At 58.4% G+C, this 18,840-nt stretch carries 18 protein-coding genes and 1 pseudogene; 16 read left to right on the forward strand and 3 right to left on the reverse strand.

The window, feature by feature from the left end:
- Positions 1-13 precede the first annotated feature (13 nt).
- Positions 14-139, reverse strand: a pseudogene (locus NL64_RS01000) (EscU/YscU/HrcU family type III secretion system export apparatus switch protein); the annotation flags it as partial.
- 316 nt (positions 140-455) lie between these two features.
- Between NL64_RS01000 and NL64_RS01005 the strand changes: the two are divergent.
- The 6 genes from NL64_RS01005 (at position 456) to NL64_RS01030 (ending at position 8,851) form a co-directional block, all read left to right on the forward strand.
- A complete protein-coding gene (locus NL64_RS01005; protein WP_034146409.1) occupies positions 456-710 on the forward strand; it encodes a PAAR domain-containing protein in 255 nt (84 codons plus the stop codon).
- A gap of 9 nt (positions 711-719) precedes the next feature.
- Positions 720-1,799, forward strand: coding sequence for a hypothetical protein (locus tag NL64_RS01010; RefSeq protein WP_034146300.1), 1,080 nt, complete (start codon positions 720-722; stop codon positions 1,797-1,799).
- Between the two features lie 35 nt (positions 1,800-1,834).
- On the forward strand, positions 1,835-4,711 hold the full coding sequence (locus NL64_RS01015; RefSeq protein ID WP_052321188.1) for a type VI secretion system Vgr family protein: 2,877 nt from the start codon (positions 1,835-1,837) through the stop codon (positions 4,709-4,711).
- Between the two features lie 2 nt (positions 4,712-4,713).
- A complete protein-coding gene (locus NL64_RS01020) occupies positions 4,714-6,675 on the forward strand; it encodes a phospholipase D-like domain-containing protein (RefSeq protein WP_034146301.1) in 1,962 nt (653 codons plus the stop codon).
- A gap of 71 nt (positions 6,676-6,746) precedes the next feature.
- Entirely contained in the window at positions 6,747-7,709 is a 963-nt protein-coding gene (locus NL64_RS01025; RefSeq protein WP_034146302.1) for an SEL1-like repeat protein, read from the forward strand.
- 83 nt (positions 7,710-7,792) lie between these two features.
- Positions 7,793-8,851 carry an SEL1-like repeat protein gene (locus NL64_RS01030; RefSeq protein ID WP_034146411.1) on the forward strand — a complete coding sequence of 353 codons (1,059 nt, stop codon included), beginning with the start codon at positions 7,793-7,795 and terminating at the stop codon, positions 8,849-8,851.
- A gap of 166 nt (positions 8,852-9,017) precedes the next feature.
- Here NL64_RS01030 and NL64_RS01035 read toward each other — a convergent pair whose 3' ends face one another.
- Both NL64_RS01035 and NL64_RS01040 read right to left on the reverse strand, forming a co-directional pair.
- Positions 9,018-9,347, reverse strand: a complete 330-nt coding sequence (locus NL64_RS01035; protein WP_034146303.1) for an EscU/YscU/HrcU family type III secretion system export apparatus switch protein — start codon at positions 9,345-9,347, stop codon at positions 9,018-9,020.
- Positions 9,344-10,918 carry a flagellar hook-length control protein FliK gene (locus NL64_RS01040; RefSeq protein ID WP_034146304.1) on the reverse strand — a complete coding sequence of 525 codons (1,575 nt, stop codon included), beginning with the start codon at positions 10,916-10,918 and terminating at the stop codon, positions 9,344-9,346. Before NL64_RS01040 ends, NL64_RS01035 begins: the two co-directional genes overlap by 4 nt.
- A gap of 198 nt (positions 10,919-11,116) precedes the next feature.
- On the opposite strand from NL64_RS01040, the gene ccmA reads away from it, so the two are divergent.
- The 10 genes from ccmA (at position 11,117) to NL64_RS29270 (ending at position 18,491) form a co-directional block, all read left to right on the forward strand.
- A complete protein-coding gene (gene ccmA / locus NL64_RS01045; protein WP_034146305.1) occupies positions 11,117-11,752 on the forward strand; it encodes a cytochrome c biogenesis heme-transporting ATPase CcmA in 636 nt (211 codons plus the stop codon).
- Positions 11,749-12,417, forward strand: a complete 669-nt coding sequence (gene ccmB / locus NL64_RS01050; protein ID WP_007980754.1) for a heme exporter protein CcmB — start codon at positions 11,749-11,751, stop codon at positions 12,415-12,417. Before ccmA ends, ccmB begins: the two co-directional genes overlap by 4 nt.
- 81 nt (positions 12,418-12,498) lie before the next feature.
- Entirely contained in the window at positions 12,499-13,254 is a 756-nt protein-coding gene (locus NL64_RS01055) for a heme ABC transporter permease (protein WP_034146306.1), read from the forward strand.
- Positions 13,251-13,427: a heme exporter protein CcmD gene (gene ccmD / locus NL64_RS01060; RefSeq protein ID WP_007980758.1), complete on the forward strand. Its 177-nt coding sequence runs from the start codon at positions 13,251-13,253 to the stop codon at positions 13,425-13,427. Before NL64_RS01055 ends, ccmD begins: the two co-directional genes overlap by 4 nt.
- Entirely contained in the window at positions 13,424-13,879 is a 456-nt protein-coding gene (gene ccmE / locus NL64_RS01065; protein ID WP_008052305.1) for a cytochrome c maturation protein CcmE, read from the forward strand. The genes ccmD and ccmE overlap by 4 nt, the downstream gene beginning before the upstream one ends.
- Before the next feature lie 3 nt (positions 13,880-13,882).
- Positions 13,883-15,871, forward strand: coding sequence for a heme lyase CcmF/NrfE family subunit (locus NL64_RS01070; RefSeq protein WP_034146307.1), 1,989 nt, complete (start codon positions 13,883-13,885; stop codon positions 15,869-15,871).
- Entirely contained in the window at positions 15,868-16,404 is a 537-nt protein-coding gene (locus NL64_RS01075) for a DsbE family thiol:disulfide interchange protein (protein ID WP_034146308.1), read from the forward strand. Before NL64_RS01070 ends, NL64_RS01075 begins: the two co-directional genes overlap by 4 nt.
- On the forward strand, positions 16,401-16,871 hold the full coding sequence (locus tag NL64_RS01080) for a cytochrome c-type biogenesis protein (protein ID WP_034146309.1): 471 nt from the start codon (positions 16,401-16,403) through the stop codon (positions 16,869-16,871). The genes NL64_RS01075 and NL64_RS01080 overlap by 4 nt, the downstream gene beginning before the upstream one ends.
- Positions 16,868-18,070 carry a c-type cytochrome biogenesis protein CcmI gene (gene ccmI, locus NL64_RS01085; protein ID WP_034146310.1) on the forward strand — a complete coding sequence of 401 codons (1,203 nt, stop codon included), beginning with the start codon at positions 16,868-16,870 and terminating at the stop codon, positions 18,068-18,070. The genes NL64_RS01080 and ccmI overlap by 4 nt, the downstream gene beginning before the upstream one ends.
- A 13-nt stretch (positions 18,071-18,083) precedes the next feature.
- Positions 18,084-18,491 (forward strand): hypothetical protein, encoded by a 408-nt coding sequence (locus tag NL64_RS29270; protein WP_080757819.1) that lies wholly within the window; start codon positions 18,084-18,086, stop codon positions 18,489-18,491.
- The last annotated feature ends 349 nt before the right edge of the window (positions 18,492-18,840 follow it).

Below are 18,840 nucleotides of genomic sequence, written 5' to 3' on the forward strand. Positions count from 1 at the left end.
ATTCAACACCGATTCAATAATCATCCCCGCGTTCAGTAATGTCTTTCTCGACTATCGGTGCATCCGGATCCTGCCCGGTCGGGAACTTGCCTTTCAAATTCCACGCAAACGCAATGATCTCGGCAATCGTTCGGTAGAGATCCATCACAAAACCCGCCTCGTCTGCCGTTTTCTTATTCTCGGCGTTTTAGTGACCCCGCACTCCAAACCCTCATTCAGACTCGGTCCTAGGACGCAGGCTACACGTCCTAGGACTTGGGCTACATGAATCAAGGAATGGGCCGACTTGTGACGCTTTACTGCCATCAGTAACGTTAGGCCGTCGCAATTGCTTACTGTTTTGAGCTGATGCGATGGCGTTGGTGGGATCGATCCTGGGAATTCTCGATCTGCCACGACTTCATTCAATTCTGGCGCGTCTCCTGGCCGCCCAGTTTCAAACACGGACGTCCTTCTTGCGCCCCATCATTGTGATCAACGACCCGACCTCTGAAGGAGGACAAGTGATTGAGGGTTCTCCCTCGACTTTCATCAATGATCTTGCAGTGGCGAGGCTCGGCGATCGCGTTTCCTGTGCCCATGGTGAATGCACCATTGTCAGTGGCGAAGAAACCCTGCAGGTCGACAACAGAGCGGTCGCTCGCGAAGGTGATTCAACCGCCTGTGGTGCGACGCTGGTTGCTACGCAAAAGGACACCGGTGTTCTCTAAGGACTAGAGATGACAACCCGCACAAGTATTTACGATCGCATCTCTGAGCGGCGATTGGCCAAGGAGAACAGACAGCTCCAGTTTGAGGCAGTGTTTCCAACGGCCGATTTCAACGCCTCCTGCGCCAGCATAGTCCGGGCATGGATCTGGTTGCCCTGTGGGGCATTTGATTCACCGTTACCCGCCAGTGAGCTGTCTGGCATGTTTGACGGCTTTACTCACGATTCACGCCTCATCAATGCGTGCGGACTGCGTCAACCCATCAGCCGTCTTGCGACCCCCGCTGCGGGTAGACCAGAAGTCGGGGCTCTCAATCGCTGCAGCGAGGTTCTCCACGCAGCTTTGAGTCAATGGTCAACAGCGTTGCGGGCGTCTATCGACTGGTCCAACACTCAGGTCGTGTTGTTTGTTCCAGATGCAGTGAGTGCCCTCGACTGGTTTGACCGAGTTGTGTATCTCTGGCCGCCTGAACTGTCGCCCACACGTGGTTTTGACCTACAGATGCAAGCGCCAGCGCAGTGGCTGGCAGAGTTACCTGGAAGCAGGGCCGCAGCACAATTTCTCCTGTGCCTGAGCGTCGATTCCTGGGCCTGTGAAGAACGAGTAACAGCCTGTGCGGCAGATGAGGTGGCTGGCGAAGCGGTTTGCGCGGTGTTGTTGTGTCGTCAGCCGCAACCGCTGGAACGAACGACCGTGGACCGCCCAAAACTGTTCGCTCCGATCAGTCTGGATCACGGCTCGCACAGCCCCCAGGGATGCAACGACACTCAGGCATTTGAACAAATGATGGTGAAACTGGGTGAGCGAACAGGCATCGATCCGACGCGCGTAAATGTGCTGATCGGTGAGGGTGCGCTTGATCGCCAAAGCATCGGCCAGTTGCGTCAATACGCCTCGGATTGCTTGCCTCGTTTGGATCTCAATCAGCCCATTCGCATCATCCCGATTGGCGCCCGATTTGGGACTGTGACAGAGCAATGGGTGCAAATAGGCTTCGCCGGACTTATCGCCAGTGCGGACTCTGATTGCGTTGTCTGGTTACTGGACCGTACTCAGCTCAACCAGCCGCAAGGTTGGCTGATTGGCTGAAACTTCAAACACAACTGAAACAGGGAGTTTCAAGCGTGAATTCCATTACTGACATCGCACTGGCTTCGGTTGACCCGTCGCTGAGCCAGGCCGGGCGCCTGTTGCAAATCACGACGCCGCAGGGGCAAGAACTGTATGCGCTGCGCGCCCATGCTCAGGAACGATTGGGGCGTGTGCCTCGTTACACGGTCGACGTGATCAACCAATCCACGGCATTCGACCCGGAGCAACTTATCGGTCAAGCGGTGCAATTGAGCATCAAGCTGGATGACGGCAGTCTGAGTCCCCGGCATGGCTGGATAGAAAGCGTGCGTTACCTTGGCAGTGACGGCGCTCTCGAGGACTGGCAACTGGTCTTTGCTCCCTGGTTCAGTCTGCTGGAGCATCGGATGGATTGCAGGATCTGGCAGGAAGTGAGCCTTCCCGACATCTTCGTTCAGGTGTTCCAGCACTACAGCCAAGCGCGTGATGCTTATCGCTTTGAGCTGTCACAGGAATATCCGCTGCTGTCCTATGTGACCCAGTTCAACGAAAGCGATGCCAATTTCGTGCAGCGCTGGTGCGAGCAAGAAGGTTTGTTCTGGTATGTGGAACATGAGGTGGACAGCCACTGCATCGTATTTACCGACAATATCTTGCATCTGCCGACGCTTACCCCTGCGACCCTGCGGTTCCACACGCAACAGGCAGCAGGCCGGCTGGACAGCGTGACTCAGTGGAGCCCCGGTGTCCGATTGCTCAATGGAACGGTGCAATCCAGCAGCAACGATTATGTCTCTCATGCCCGAGCACAGTTCACGCAAGTCCGCGCTCTGTCTGCGGCATCGGCGCCGCCCGATCTCCAGCGTTATCAATATCGGGGGCAATACGCCTGGCAGAATCATGATCGAGGCGACTGGCTCGGCCGGGTGCAGATTGAGCAGGACGAATCAGCGGCCAGACGCATCCATGGACAAGGCGGTGTGCGACACATGCAACCGGGCCGAGGCTTCGAGCTGACACAACACCCGTTGTACGAATACAAGGCAGGTAAGGACTGCCAGTTCCTGATCATCGCCGTCGAGTTCTATGCCCAAAGCAACCTGCCAGTAGGCAAAAATCGACCCCGGCCGCCCGGTAGCCTGAAAACTCCTTTCGAACCTGAGGACGGGCGGACGCCGCCTTCCTTGGATAGCGAAGGGTTTTACCTGAACCGGTTTGAGACCCAGCGCCTGGACGTTGCCTATCGCAGCCCGTTCGAACATGCGAAACCTGCCAATCCCGGGCCGCAGACCGCCGTCGTCGTGACCCCGAGCGGTCGCGAGGTCTTTACCGACAGCCTTAACCGGATTTGCGTGCGCTTCCATTGGGACCGGCTGGTCAAGGATGGCGAGTTGGGCTCATGCTGGTTGCGCATGATGCAAGCCAGCAGTGGCGAGGGCTGGGGCAGTGTGAACGTACCTCGCTCGGGGGAGGAGGTTGTGATCACCTTTCTCGACAATGACATCGACCGACCCTTGGTGATGGGCCAGGTCTACGGAGGACATAAGCCCGCCTGGCACTCCAGTGGTTTGATGAGCGGCTATAGAAGCCAGGAAATCCAGGGGCGTGGGTACAACCAGTGGGTGATGGACGACTCCACCGAACAGGTTCGGACCCAGATTCACAGCAGTCATGGGCACAGCCAGCTGAACCTTGGTTACCTGATCGACCAGCAAGGTAATCAGCGTGGTGCCTTGCGTGGCAGCGGTTTTGAGTTGCGCACGGATGCCTACGGGGCCTTGCGTGCACAACAGGGGTTGTATCTCAGCACATGGCCACGTAACAACGCTCAGGGCGGCCAGCTTGATATTCAGGAAGTCCGCAAGCAACTGACTGACGCACAAGAGCGAGTCAAGGCACTCTCCGGCTTGGCTCAGCAACACAATGCCTTGCCGATGCCGGGAGGCATCGACAGCCTTGATCAACTGAACGCTGATACGCAAATGCGCTACGGCAGCGCAGACAAGGGCCTGGCGAGCAACGACCGGCAACTGCGCAATGGCGGCGACACGGCTGCGGCCATCAGTAGCGGCGGGCGGGGCCAGACGGCTGGCTACCACAAGCCGCTGTTGATCGCCTCGGCCCCTGCCGACATCGTCACAGCGACCCCCCAAAATACCCACCTGCACAGCGGCAAGCAGTTGACGCTCTCGACCGGCGAAGACATCAATCTCGCCAGTGGTCAGTCGTTACTGGCCAGCGTGGCACAAAGCATCAGCCTGTTCGCCCAGGCCGCAGGCGCCAAACTGTTTGCGGCCAAAGGCAAAATCGAAATACAGGCGCAGAACGATTCCATCGAACTTACCGCCCAGGACAGCGTGCGCATTACGTCCACGGCCCGTAGCGTCGAGATCGCCGCGCAGGATGAAATCCTTCTCACCAGCGGTGGTGCCTACATCCGTATCAAAGGTGGCAACATCGAAATCCACGCGCCCGGCAGCGTGGACGTCAAGGGCATGAAAAAAACCTTCAGCGGCCCGGCGCAACTCAACCGCGACAACCCGGCGTGGCCCACAGCCTCACTCAGGCAATCGCTCACATTGATGGCGGGACAAAGCAGTGCCGCGGGTTATCAGCCGTGGGCAGGCATGCCTTACAAGGTGTTCGCCGATGGCGCACCGGCGGGGACCGGCGTCATGGATGCCAGCGGCCAAATCGCCGTTGATCATCATGTGACCACCAGCCGTTACCGCATCGAGCTGGCTAACGGGGTCAAGTACGACGTGCCGGTGGCCGGCGACTACACGGATAATCCGGACAACGCCGAACGGGCGAATCAGGGTTTTCAACGCCATTCGAGCCAGCCACATTCCGAGATCACGCCCCCGGAGGACGCCAGTCAGTTCCGCCAGGCCTACACCCAACTGAACTCGCCGAAGCCGGAGGCTTGAAGATGACTGCACCCTCGATCACTGTCCCGATCGCGACGAGCAAAACCACCTCGTGCACGCTCAACCTTCCATGGTTTGTACAAAACACCGAATACCATCCGGTGCCCGCGACATTCGAACCTCTGGTGAACGGCGAGCGTGCATTCGGCGCGGTCTATGACGCCATCCTCGCCGCCAAAAGCAGCGTGGAAATCATCTGCTGGGGCTTTCAGCCTTCGATGTATTTCAAGCGCGGGGACACCCGTTCGCTGTGCATCGGTGATCTGCTGATCAAGAAAGCCAATGAAGGTGTTCAAGTCCGAATCCTTTGCTGGTACGACACCTTGCGTGTCGCCCAGACTTCGGAAAACTCGACCCCGGGTGACAACGTTTCCAATTGGTTTGGCAAGTTCAGGCAAAACCGAAATGACGCGCAAGTCGAGTATGACAAGTTGTGGTATCGCCAGATCCGGCTCGCCTATACCGGCGCTGAAACCGGGCCGGTGGAGTTGGGGCAACGTTTTTTTCGCATGCTGAGGTGGGGTAACGATCCCGGCCTGGGCATCAAGAATATTGAATTCGTCACTCGCGACTTTGGCTTGCTGGACCGAGCAGAAATTGCCTGGCGCCTGGCGGTGAACGCGCTGGATGAAAATCGCGACATGACCAACAAAGTCATGAGTTCGGTGGCGATGTTTGCCGAGCCGAGTCATCACCAGAAGATGGTGCTGGTGGACTACGAAAAACCCGAGGTTGCCGTCGGTTTCGTGATGGGGCACAACACGCTGGATGCCTATTGGGACGACGATCATCACAGCCATGAACGGCATCATCCGCAATTCGGACGCAACGGCGAGACGCCAAGGCAGGACATTTCCAGCCGTGTGTCGGGCCCGGTGCTGGAATTTCTGAATCACAATTTTTGTACTGCCTGGAAAAAAGAAACGCGCATTGACCTGCTGGGGCCTCGTCAACACATTGCCCGGCAACTGCGCGTGCGTCCTGGGCATGGCACCCCGGTCATGGCGCAGGTACTCAGGACCCAGAGTCAGGAAAACAAGAGAGACATCGAGAAGCTCTACCTGCAGGCCGTCAACAACACGACTCAATTCATCTATATCGAGAACCAGTATTTCCGCTGGCCGCCGCTGGCGGAAAAAATCAAAAGCGTTGTGAAAAATCTTCTGGACTGGGGGCGTGATCTCGAAAAGGACGGGCCGGTGTATTTGTTCGTTGTGACGAACTCCACCAGCGAGGCCATAGGTGATGGCTCGGTCAATACATTTCGCATGCTGAAACAGTTGGGCCGCCCGGAACTGATGCCGGGCATCGCCAGGGCCGAACGGCGTGACGATTTGCTGGCCGACATAGCCCAAGCCAAACAAGCCGAACACGTGGCCGCGGTGAATGCCCGCCTGTTCAAAGAGAAACACGACACGGGCCATGACGCACCGGCGGCTCAGTACTACGAGATTTTGATAGAAAATCATCAGCGGGCTCGCGCCAAGGTTGCGCAGCTTGAAAAAGAGCTCCCAGAGAAGCTTCAGGCAGTGATCTCCCCCTCAGAAATCCCCGGCCTGAAAGTACACATTTGTACCTTGGTAGCACCCGATTCCCCACCCGATAACTGGATGGATGTGTATGTGCACAGCAAGTTGATGATCGTCGACGATGTATTTACCACGCTGGGCTCCGCGAACATCAATACGCGCAGTATGCAGGTGGACAGTGAGTTGAATATTTGTATTGAGGATCCTGCGGTTACTAGGCCGTTACGGGAGCATTTGTTTGGGGTGCATACGGGGGGGAGGGCGACGGGGAGTGATATTAGTGCGGTGTTTAATGCATGGGGTGATGTAATTGATGAAAATAAAGACAACAGGATGTTGAGTATTCAAAATAAAATTTCGCTTGATCTAAAGTCCCCAATTGCATCGTTGGTGGAGTTTTTGCAGGAAAGTCCAGTGAGAAAAAATTGGGACTAAATAATAAAAAATTACTGACTATATTTTTTATATGGTTGTCGGTAGCTGCATGTTCAAAAAAGGAAGAAAGTATGCCGGACGCTTCGCAAATAAATTTTGCCTACAGTAGATTGGAATTTAAGTGTGTATATGAGAACGATTCTTTGCCTGCGTTAAATCAGGATGCGGACATCTTCTATCGGTATGGACTTTATCTGGAAAAGCGCAAAGGTCAGAAGGATTACAGCGACATAGCCCGCTATTATCGTATCGCGGCTGCACATGACCATTACAAAGCCGCGACTAATTTGCAATATTTGCTGTCTACCGGTCAGGTCAGCTCTCCTGATTCCAGCAAAGAGACTATTGATCTAGTTGAGTACTTCGTGGCCAAAGGCATTCCCGGGGCTTATTACGACATGGCGCACTACCTGGAGTTGGGCTATGGCGTCAAACAGGATGTTGCTGCCTCCAGGGCCTACTTTCGGCGTGCGGCTGACTTGGGGAACCCGGATGCTCAGTATTACGTAGGCAGGCTTCTGTCCTATGTACCTAATGCATCCGAAATTATGCTGTCGATGTACAAATGTGCTATGGAACAAGGCAATAAATTAGCGGGAAGAAATTATTCGAGTTACTCGAAAGTTACTGGGCTTTACCAACAGTCATTGCAAGGTTATCAGGTAGCAGTTCGGAATGGCGATGCCAGTAGTGCCAGTCGCCTGGCAAATGCATTTCTAGGGCCGCAAGCCTCCGATAGGCTTTATTACCTTGCTCTTGAACGAGATGACGAACGCGTCGATCGATACAATAAAATCAGCGATTTCTTGACGCGTCACGAACACCTCGGGGCGAAAGTCCCCGACCTGGATGACATCGTCCCACTCCCTCCCGCAACCCTCCCCGAGTGGGACGGCACCTTCCAATGGAAGCGAGAGCGTGACTCCGCTGTACCCATCATTCCATCAGCAGAACTGATCGAAAAACTCAGCGCCGAAAAAGGACTTGATCCCACCACTGGCTTGCCGCTTCCAAAACCCACCGAGAACTCCTGACCTTACCGACGGGGGGGGGGGCCAGTTGGGAAGTCGGAGAAAGTGAATTGGTGATGGGTAAGTCATTTTTGTCGAGTGAAAATATGCCGGGAAATGTACTAAATAATAGGGTAGGGGTGAGAAAGCTGCTACTGGCATTTTTCAGCTTCTTAATGGTAATGGCCTGCTCAAAAAAAGAAGCGCATACGCCTGATGCCACCTCGGTGGACTTGGAGTTTAAGTGTGTATATGAGCGCGATTCGTTGTCTACATTAAACCCAGATGCGGATATTTTCTATCGGTATGGACTTTACTTGGAGACGCGTAAAGGACAGAAAGATTATGACGCGATCGCCCGCTATTATCGTATCGCGGCTGCACACGATCATTACAAGGCCGCGACTAATCTGCAATTTCTACTGTCTACCGGTCAAGCAAGCTCTCCTGACGCCGGCAAGGAGACCATCGACCTGGTCGAGTATTATGTTGCAATGGGAATTCCCGGCGCTTACTACGACATGGCGCATTATCTGGAGTTGGGTTATGGCGTCAAACAGGATGTTGCAGCCTCAAGAGCCTATTTTCGGCGGGCGGCCGACTTGGGAAACCCGGACGCCCAATACTACATCGGTAGGCTTTTATCTTACGTACCCAATACGGCCGATATCATGCTGGAGATGTATAAGTGCTCCATGGAGCAGGGTAATCGCTCGGCGGGTGCAAGATATGCAGTTTATTCGCAAGGTTCAGAACTATACCAAGACGCTCTGTACGGTCATCAAACAGCTGTCCGAAATGGTGATGTCACTAGCGCACATAGTCTTGCGATCGCATTTAAAGGGCCACCAGCGTCTGATGAACTTTACTATCTGGCATTACAGCAAGATGACGAACGCGTCGATAGATACAATAAAATTAGTTTTTTCCTGAGTCGTCACGAACACCTCGGAGCAAAAATCCCCGATCTGGATGACATCGTCCCACTCCCACTCCCACCCGCGACCCTCCCCGAGTGGGACGGTACCTTCCAATGGAAGCGAGAGCGTGACTCCGCTGTCCCCATCATTCCTTCAGCAGAGTTGATCGAAAAACTCAGCGCCGAAAAGGGACTAGATCCCGCTACCGGCTTGCCGCTGCCAAAAAACGCCGGGGACTCTAATTAATACTGTCTCGACACTAACTGTAGGAGCGAGCCTGCTCGCGAAGGACGTTAACGATAACGCGTGCTTTCTGATTCAACGCGTCGCGCTTTAGACCATCGCGAGCAGGCTCGCTCTTACAGTGGTGATCGCACCCGCCGCCGCTGACCGTAATGGGGCCTTCGAAACCTCAATAATCATCCCCACGCTCAGTAACGTCCTTCTCGACCATCGGCGCATCCGGATCCTGTCCCGCCGGAAATTTGCCCTTGAGATTCCACGCAAACGCGATGATCTCGGCAATCGTCCGGTACAACTCCTCCGGAATGCTGTCCCCCAATTCCATGCGCGCCAGCAGTTTCACCAGCTCGGCGTTTTCGTAGATCGGCACTTCATAGTCGCGGGCAATTCGTAGAATTTCTTCGGCCAGTTCTTCATCGCCTTTTGCCGTGAGGGTAGGGGCGTGGGTGCCGTCGTATTTGAGGGCGATGGCCTGGCGCGGGGCGTTGGATGTGTTCATGCGTTTTCATCGACCCAGCGTTGTTCAAGACGGGTTTGCGGACCTGCGGGCGGTTTGCCTTGATGGCAGTCGAGATCGCCGACGTTCAGGCCCGAGGCGAGCAGGCGTTCGCGCAATGCCGCCAGATTGTTTTCGATCAGGCTGGCGGTGTAAGGCCGTTCCGCCCAGAGCTGGCTGGACAGGCTGCCCTTGATCAACTGCGCCTGGACCTGAAGCGGCCCCAACGGCTCCATGTCGAACGCCAGGTCTACGCGCCACAGTTGCTGTTTGGGTTCACCCTCGTCGCGGCGGTCCTGTTGCGCTTCTTTCTCCGGCGCTTCTTCGCGCTGGAACTTGACCTGCAACGGTACGATGTCCTGCATGTTGCGCATCGGGATTTCCATTTGCCAGGTGCTCATCAGGCGACCATCACTGGTGACGCCGGTCTGTTCCAGGCTCGATAGCTGATGACTTTGCAGGCGCGACACAGCCGCAGCGGCCAGGCGCAACAAGTGCTCAAGGTCGTCTTCGCCTTCCGCGCTTTGCAGCAGGCGTTCGGGCAGCGGGAAACCGGTCGGCGACGGTTTGGCACTGACTTGCCCGAGCATGCCAAGGGCGTTGCGCACAAAATTCGGCATCGCCTGGGCCAGGGTGTTGGCGGCGATGATTGCGTTGAGGTTGCTATTGGCCGGCAGCCCGGGTGTCAGTTGGGCGATCAGCTTGAGCAGATCGGCTTTTATGTCGGGCGCAAGCGTCGGGTTCTGTCCAGTCAGCAGTTTCGATTCGAGGAAGGCGCCGCTGCCGGCGAGTGCCAAAGCGAGGCCTTTTGGCGTGCTCAGTTGCTGAACATCGGGCAAACCGGCGAGCAATTTGTCGGCGACCGCCCGCAAGTCAACGGAGGTCTGGTCCGAGGCCGGCAGGTTTTGCAGGAGTTTGAGCAGTCCGTCCAGCGAGCCTTGGCGGCTATGTTGACTGACCAGTTGTTGAGTCACGGCCAATTGTTCCTGACGGTTACTCAGCGGTACGAATTTCAACGTCTGGCTGTCTTGCACCTGCGCACTCAATAAAGTGCCGAGGCGCAACGGCTGCGGACTGTCGATGCTCAACGTGCTGCCGCTCAGGGCGGTGTTGAGCAAACTCACCATCGAACGAAACACGGTCGGCTGCCCCGGCAATTGCGGCAACACTTGGGACGTCAGCACTTTGCCTTGCAGCAGCGTGCCGACCGGCAATTGCGCGGTGTCGATGCGGGTGAGGGTGGCAACGCTGGAGGCGATGGCCTGTTGCACGGTGACTGCCAGGTTACCCGCCGAGGGCTGGGTGACCGCCAAATTGGTGCCTTGGGCCAACGGCTGGTTGCTGCTGGCCTGGACCGTGGTTTGGCGGCCACTTTCGAGGGTGACCTTGAGCAACAGTTGAAAGGTCTGATCCGTCTGCTTGAGTGACAGCACTTCGGCGTTGGCAGTCTGACCGGCGGTGATCAGGCCTTCCACCGGCGTCAGCAGCTTGATCAACTCGCCACTGACCGCCAGCGGACGCGAGTTTGCCGGTGTGGTCTGCGGTAGCGGGAGGATGTTCATTTCGCCTGTCATACGCGGTCACAACCTTGGGAAAATGCGCTCTTTGGAGTAGGAAATGGCATGTATAATGCCGCCGCGTTGTATACAGAGTGGCGGAAACATTGCAATTATTTGACCCAGCTCTCTAGTTCGGGCTGGCAATACATTTATTCTGCATCTCTTTAACGGCCGCGCCAGAGCCGACTTGAACCGTATAAGGCCCGTGAACCCTTGACCAGTCCTGTCCTGCAAACCGTTGCCCTTGCCTGTGAGCGAGACCTTCGGCTGCTCTTCGAAAATCTCGATCTGAGACTGGCCAGTGGCGAAATAGTACAGATCAGCGGTCCCAACGGCAGTGGCAAGACCAGCCTGTTGCGCCTGCTGTCCGGGTTGATGCAGCCGACCGCCGGTCAAGTGCTGCTCAACGGTCAGCCGCTGCACGAGCAACGCACGGAGCTGGCGCGCAACCTGCTGTGGATCGGCCATGCCGCCGGGATCAAGGACCTGCTGACGCCCGAAGAGAACCTGAGCTGGCTCTGCGCCCTGCATCAACCGGCCTCTCACGAGGCGATCTGGCAGGCGCTTGCGGCGGTCGGCCTGCGCGGTTTCGAGGACGTTCCCTGTCACACACTTTCCGCTGGTCAGCAACGCCGCGTGGCACTGGCCCGTTTGTATCTGGACAGCCCGCCGCTGTGGATTCTCGATGAGCCGTTTACCGCGCTCGACAAGCAAGGCGTGGCGCAGCTTGAAGAGCACCTGGCCGCGCACTGCGAACGCGGTGGCATGGTGGTGTTGACCACGCACCACACGCTGACCCGGATGCCGGCCAGCTATCGCGACATTGATCTGGGGAAATGGGCCGTATGAGTGTTTTCGGCCTGTTGGTCGCCCGCGAGGCTCGCCTGTTGTTCCGCCGTCCTGCGGAATTGGCCAATCCGCTGGTTTTCTTTGCCATCGTGGTTTCGCTGTTCCCGTTGGCGGTCGGGCCCGAGTCTCAATTGTTGCAAACCTTGTCTCCGGGACTGGTCTGGGTGGCAGCCCTTTTATCGGTTTTGCTCTCGCTGGACGGGCTTTTCCGCAGTGATTTCGAAGACGGATCGCTGGAACAGTGGGTCCTTTCGCCGCACCCCCTGGCTCTTCTGGTTTTGGCCAAGGTGCTGGCACACTGGGCCTTCTCCGGCCTGGCCCTGGTTTTGCTCGCACCCTTGCTGGCGTTGATGCTCGGTTTGCCTGCCGCTTGTCTGCCGGTGTTGCTGCTTTCTTTGTTGCTGGGTACACCGGTGCTGAGCTTGCTCGGTGCGGTGGGCGCAGCCCTGACGGTCGGTTTGAAGCGCGGTGGCCTGTTGCTGGCGTTGCTGATCCTGCCGTTGTACATCCCGGTGTTGATTCTTGGCAGTGGCGCCTTGCAGGCAGCCTTGCAAGGCATGCCGGCGACCGGTTATCTGCTGTGGCTTGGTAGCCTGACCGCCCTGGCGATAACCCTGACACCCTTTGCAATAGCTGCTGGCCTGAAGATCAGCGTCGGCGAATAATGAGGTCTGATCAAAATCTGATCAGTAAAGACCCTTTTGGCTGCTTCGTGATGACGAACAGCAACCGTGATGGAAACAGTAATGAACTGGACCTGGTTTCATAAGCTCGGCTCGCCCAAATGGTTTTACGGCATCAGCGGCAAAATGTTGCCTTGGCTGAGCATCGCCGCGTTGTTGCTGATCACCATTGGCGTGGTCTGGGGCCTGGCCTTCGCGCCGCCGGACTACCAGCAGGGCAACAGTTTTCGCATCATTTATATTCACGTTCCGGCCGCGATGCTGGCGCAGTCCATCTACGTGATGCTGGCGGTGTGCGGTGTCGTCGGGCTGGTGTGGAAAATGAAACTGGCCGACGTTGCGCTGCAATGCGCGGCGCCCATCGGCGCGTGGATGACCGCCGTGGCGCTGGTCACCGGCGCCATCTGGGGCAAACCGACCTGGGGCTCGTGGTGGGTCTGGGATGCCCGACTAACGTCCATGCTGATTCTGCTGTTTTTGTACTTCGGTCTCATTGCGCTGGGCAACGCCATCAGCAATCGTGACAGCGCGGCCAAGGCTTGCGCGGTGCTGGCGATTGTCGGCGTGATCAACATCCCGATCATCAAATACTCGGTGGAGTGGTGGAACACCCTGCACCAGGGCGCGACCTTTACCCTCACGGAAAAACCGGCGATGCCCGCCGAGATGTGGCTGCCATTGCTGCTGACGGCGCTGGGTTTCTACTGTTTCTTCGGCGCGGTGCTGTTGCTGCGCATGCGTCTTGAAGTGCTCAAGCGCGAAGCGCGGGCAAGCTGGGTGAAAGCCGAAGTGGAAAACAGCCTGGAGGTCGCTCGATGAGTTTTGCTTCATTCGGCGACTTCATCGCCATGGGCCATCATGGCCTGTATGTCTGGTCGGCCTACGGCATCTGTCTGGCGGTGCTGGCCCTCAACGTGGCGGCGCCGATCCTGGCCCGCAAGCGGTATCTGCAACAAGAGGCGCGTCGTCTGCGCCGGGAGAACGGCAAGTGAATCCCCTGCGTAAAAAGCGTCTTATCATCATTCTGGCGATTCTGGTCGGGGTCGGCGCTGCCGTCGGCCTGGCCCTGAGCGCCCTGCAGCAGAACATCAATCTGTTTTACACGCCGACCCAGATCGCCAACGGTGAAGCGCCGCAAGACACACGCATCCGTGCCGGTGGCATGGTTGAGGCTGGTTCCTTGCAGCGTTCCGGCGATTCGCTGGACGTGAAGTTTGTCGTCACCGACTTCAACAAATCCGTGACCATCACCTATCGCGGCATCCTCCCGGATCTGTTCCGCGAAGGGCAGGGCATCGTCGCCCTCGGCAAGCTCAACGCCGACGGCGTGGTGGTGGCCGACGAAGTGCTGGCCAAGCACGATGAAAAGTACATGCCACCGGAAGTGACCAAAGCGCTGAAAGACAGTGGTCAATCCGCCCCGACACCTGCGAAGGAGGGTTGATCCATGACTTCCGGCATCTTTATTCCTGAGTTGGGCCACTTGGCCATGATCCTGGCGTTGTGTTTTGCGCTGGTGCAAGCCGTGGTGCCGTTGCTCGGCGCCTGGCGCGGCGACCGCTTGTGGATGAGCCTGGCGCAACCGGCCGCGTGGGGCCAGTTCACCTTCCTGCTGTTTGCCTTTGGCTGCCTGACCTACGCGTTCATGGCCGACGATTTTTCCGTCGCTTATGTGGCCAACAACTCCAACAGCGCCTTGCCGTGGTACTACAAGTTCAGCGCCGTGTGGGGCGCGCACGAAGGTTCGCTGTTGCTGTGGGCCCTGATCCTCGGCGGCTGGACCTTCGCCGTGTCGGTGTTCTCCCGGCAGTTACCGCAAGTCATGCTCGCCCGCGTACTGGCAGTGATGGGCATGATCAGCACCGGTTTCCTGCTGTTCCTGATCCTCACCTCGAACCCGTTCAAACGCATCCTGCCGCAAGTGCCGAGCGATGGCGCCGACCTTAATCCGCTGCTGCAAGACATCGGCCTGATCGTTCACCCGCCGATGCTGTACATGGGCTACGTCGGGTTCTCGGTGGCGTTCGCGTTTGCCATCGCCGCGTTGATGGGCGGTCGTCTCGATGCGGCGTGGGCCCGTTGGTCGCGTCCGTGGACCATCGTCGCCTGGGCGTTCCTCGGCATCGGCATTACCCTCGGTTCGTGGTGGGCTTACTACGAACTCGGCTGGGGCGGCTGGTGGTTCTGGGACCCGGTGGAAAACGCTTCCTTCATGCCTTGGCTGGTGGGCACCGCGTTGATTCACTCCCTGGCGGTCACGGAAAAACGTGGCGTGTTCAAGAGCTGGACCGTGTTGCTGGCCATTGCTGCGTTCTCGCTGAGCCTGCTGGGGACCTTCCTCGTACGTTCCGGCGTGCTGACCTCGGTGCATGCCTTTGCGTCGGACCCGGAGCGCGGCGTGTTCATCCTGATTTTCCTGCTGTTTGTGGTCGGCGGTTCGTTGACGCTGTTCGCCCTGCGCGCACCGGTGGTCAAGAGCCAGGTCGGCTTCAACCTCTGGTCCCGGGAAACCCTGCTGCTGGGCAACAACCTGGTGCTGGTGGTGGCGGCTTCGATGATTCTGCTTGGCACTTTGTACCCATTGATTCTGGATGCGATGACCGGCGCCAAGCTGTCGGTCGGCCCGCCGTACTTCAACGCGCTGTTCATTCCGTTGATGGCATTGCTGATGATGGTGATGGCGGTCGGCGTGATCGTGCGCTGGAAAGATACCCCGGTGAAATGGCTGCTGAGCATGCTGACCCCGGTGCTGCTTGGCAGCGCTGCATTGGCAGTGGTGGCCGGCGTCGCCTACGGCGATTTCAACTGGGCGGTGCTGGCGACGTTCATGCTTGCCGCCTGGGTATTGCTGGCCGGCGTGCGTGACATCTTCGACAAGACTCGCCACAAAGGCTTGATCAAAGGTTTGCCGACCCTGACCCGCAGCTATTGGGGCATGCAGGTGGCGCACCTGGGCATCGCGGTCTGCGCCCTCGGCGTGGTGCTGTCGAGCCAGAACAGCGCCGAGCGCGATCTGCGCCTGTCGCCGGGCGAATCCATGGCCCTGGGCGGTTACCAGTTTGTCTTCGAAGGCGCCAAACACTTCGAAGGCCCGAACTTCACCTCCGACAAGGGCACCATTCGAGTGATCCGCGACGGCAAGGAAATCAGCGTGCTGCACCCGGAAAAACGCCTGTACACCGTGCAGAACTCGGTGATGACCGAAGCCGGGATCGACGCCGGTTTCACCCGTGACCTTTACGTCGCCCTCGGTGAACCGCTGGGCGATGGCGCCTGGGCCGTGCGCGTGCATGTGAAGCCGTTCGTGCGCTGGATCTGGTTCGGCGGTTTGCTCACTGGTCTCGGCGGGTTGCTGGCGGCGCTGGATGGCCGATATCGAGTCAAGGTGAAAAGCCGCGTGCGTGAGGCACTGGGCATGTCTGGAGCGACTGCATGAGACGTTGGTTGATGCTGCTGCCACTGGCGATTTTTCTGGTGGTCGCTGTTTTCCTTTATCGCGGGCTGTACCTGGACCCGGCCGAGTTGCCTTCGGCGATGATCGGCAAACCGTTCCCGGAGTTTTCCCTGCCCGCGGTGCAGGGCGACAAGACCCTGACCCGCGCTGACATCGTCGGTAAACCGGCGCTGGTCAACGTTTGGGGCACCTGGTGCATTTCCTGCCGGGTCGAGCACCCGGTGCTGAACAAACTGGCCGAGAAGGGCGTGGTGATCTACGGCATCAACTACAAGGACATCAACGCCGATGCCTTGAAGTGGCTGGCGGAATTCCACAATCCGTATCAACTCGACATCCGCGACGACGCTGGCACCCTGGGCTTGAACCTCGGCGTGTACGGCGCGCCGGAAACCTTCTTCATCGACGCCAAAGGCATCATCCGCGACAAGTTCGTCGGCGTGATTGACGAGCAAGTCTGGCGTGAAAAACTGGCGGCGAAGTATCAGGCGCTGGTCGACGAGGCCAAGCCATGAAGCGCTGGATCGCCGCTGTTGTCCTGGGACTGAGCATGGCTGGCGTGGCTCACGCGGCCATCGACACCTACGAGTTCGCCAAGGAGGGCGATCGCGAGCGTTTTCGCGAGCTGACCAAGGAGCTGCGTTGCCCCAAGTGCCAGAACCAGGACATCGCCGACTCCAACGCGCCGATCGCAGCCGACCTGCGCAAAGAGATTTTCCGCATGTTGGGCGAGGGCAAGGACAACCAGCAGATCATCGACTTCATGGTGGATCGCTACGGTGATTTCGTCCGCTACAAACCCGCTCTCAACGCCAAAACCGCGTTGCTCTGGTTGGGCCCGGCCGGACTGCTGCTCGGTGGTTTTGTGGTCATCGCGGTGATCGTCCGTCGTCGTCGCGCGCAACGCACCGACACCCCGGACTCGCTTTCTGCCGAGGAGCGCGAGCGCCTCGACCAACTGTTGGATAAAAACCAAGAATGATTGATTTCTGGCTCGCTGCAGGTTTGCTGCTACTGGTTGCCCTGAGTTTTCTGTTGATCCCCATTCTGCGTAGCCGTCGCGCCCAGCTCGAAGAGGATCGTACTGCCCTGAACGTGGCGCTGTATCAGGAGCGCGTGGCCGAGTTGCAGGTTCAGCGCGAAGAGGGCGTTCTCGATGCCGCGCAGATGGACGCCGGCCGCGCCGAAGCCGCCCGTGAATTGCTCGCCGACACCGAAGGCGTTGCGGCGCCACGGGTTTCGCGCCTGGGCAAGCCGGCGCCGTTGCTGGCAGCGGTCCTGGTGCCGGTGTTGGGCCTGGGCTTGTACCTGCATTTCGGCGCTAGCGACAAAGTCGAACTGACCCGGGAATTCTCCCAGGCACCGCAGTCGATGGAAGAAATGACCCGGCGTCTGGAGCGGGCGGTCGCGGCGCAGCCGGATTCCGCTGAAGCGCTGTATTTCCTCGGTCGCACCTACATGACCCAGGATCGTCCTGCCGACGCGGCGAAGATTTTCGAACGCACCGTGAACCTGGCCGGGCGTCAGCCGGAACTGCTCGGCCAATGGGCTCAGGCGCAATACTTCGCCGATGGCAAGAAGTGGTCGGACAAGGTTCAGGCCTTGACTGACGAAGCGCTGAAAGCCGATCCGAAAGAAGTCACCAGCCTTGGCTTGCTGGGCATCGCCGCCTTCGAGGGGCAGCGTTATCAGGAAGCGATCAATTACTGGAACCGCCTGCTGGAGCAACTGCCGCCAGAGGACCAATCCCGTGTCGCGTTGCAGGGCGGCATTACCCGCGCCACCGAGAAACTGGTGGCCAGCGGTGGCAAAGTGGCCGAGGCACCGGCGGCCAAACCGGCGGCGTTGCTCAAGGTCCGGGTGGATTTGGCGGCCGATTTGAAAGCCAAGGTCCAGCCGGGCGATAGCGTGTTCATCTTCGCCCGTGCAACCTCCGGCCCTCCCGCGCCGCTGGCGGCCAAGCGCCTGACCGTGGCGGACCTGCCGGCGACGGTCGAACTGGGCGATGCCGACGCAATGATGCCGCAGTTGAAACTGTCGAACTTCCCTGAAGTCCAACTGGTTGCGCGCATCTCCCGCGCCGGCCAACCGACGGCGGGCGAGTGGATCGGTCGCAGCCAGCCCTTGGCCAGCAGCACCACCGCGCCGCAAACACTGACCATCGACAGCCCGGATAAATAACAGGAACGCCATCATGACCGCCATCGCTCGTATCACCTTGCTCAGCGTTGTTTTGGGGCTGAGCGCTTGTGCGGTCCAACGACCACCCGAGCAACAAACCCCACCGCCGATTCCTCCATCACAGCCGAGTACCAAACCGGCGCCATCGACGGTACCGAGCAAGCCGACGACCCCGAGCAAACCGGCTAAACCGTTGCCTCGTACGTCTGCGAGCTTCGCGCCGCCGCCGGGGGGCAATAGTCATTGGGATGCGAAGATGGGTGTGTATGTGCTGGATGACCAGCCGAACACGTTCTATCGCCAGCGCACGTATTACCGTTGGGATAATGGCTGGAGCCGGTCGATCAGTCCGACAGGTCCGTGGGAAGAGACGGATATCCACGGGGTGCCGGGTGGTTTGGGACGGCAATTCGGGCAGTGATGCAAAAGGCGACCTTCGGGGTCGCCTTTTTTGTGCCTGCGCTGTAGGAGCTGGCTCGCCAGCGATGGCGGCCTTCCAGCCGACCCGGGTTTTGCAAATGTACCCAATCCCTGTAGGAGCCGGCTTGCTGGCGATGGCGGTGTGTCAGGCGCGGGGATGTCGCCTGAACGGACGTCATCGCCAGCAAGCCGGCTCCTACAGTGAACGCGTACACCATCCAACAACGAGGTCGAGCGTTAGCTCGCCTCGCGGAGCTGTTGCGGTTTACGCCCCCTCGAGAGGCCGAGTGGAGGTTCTGCGCAGTGGGCAAACCGGCATGGATGCCGGTTTAGCCGCCCCCGGCCATGGA

It is taken from the genome of Pseudomonas fluorescens (genome assembly GCF_000802965.1).
Lineage (GTDB): Bacteria > Pseudomonadota > Gammaproteobacteria > Pseudomonadales > Pseudomonadaceae > Aquipseudomonas > Aquipseudomonas fluorescens_A.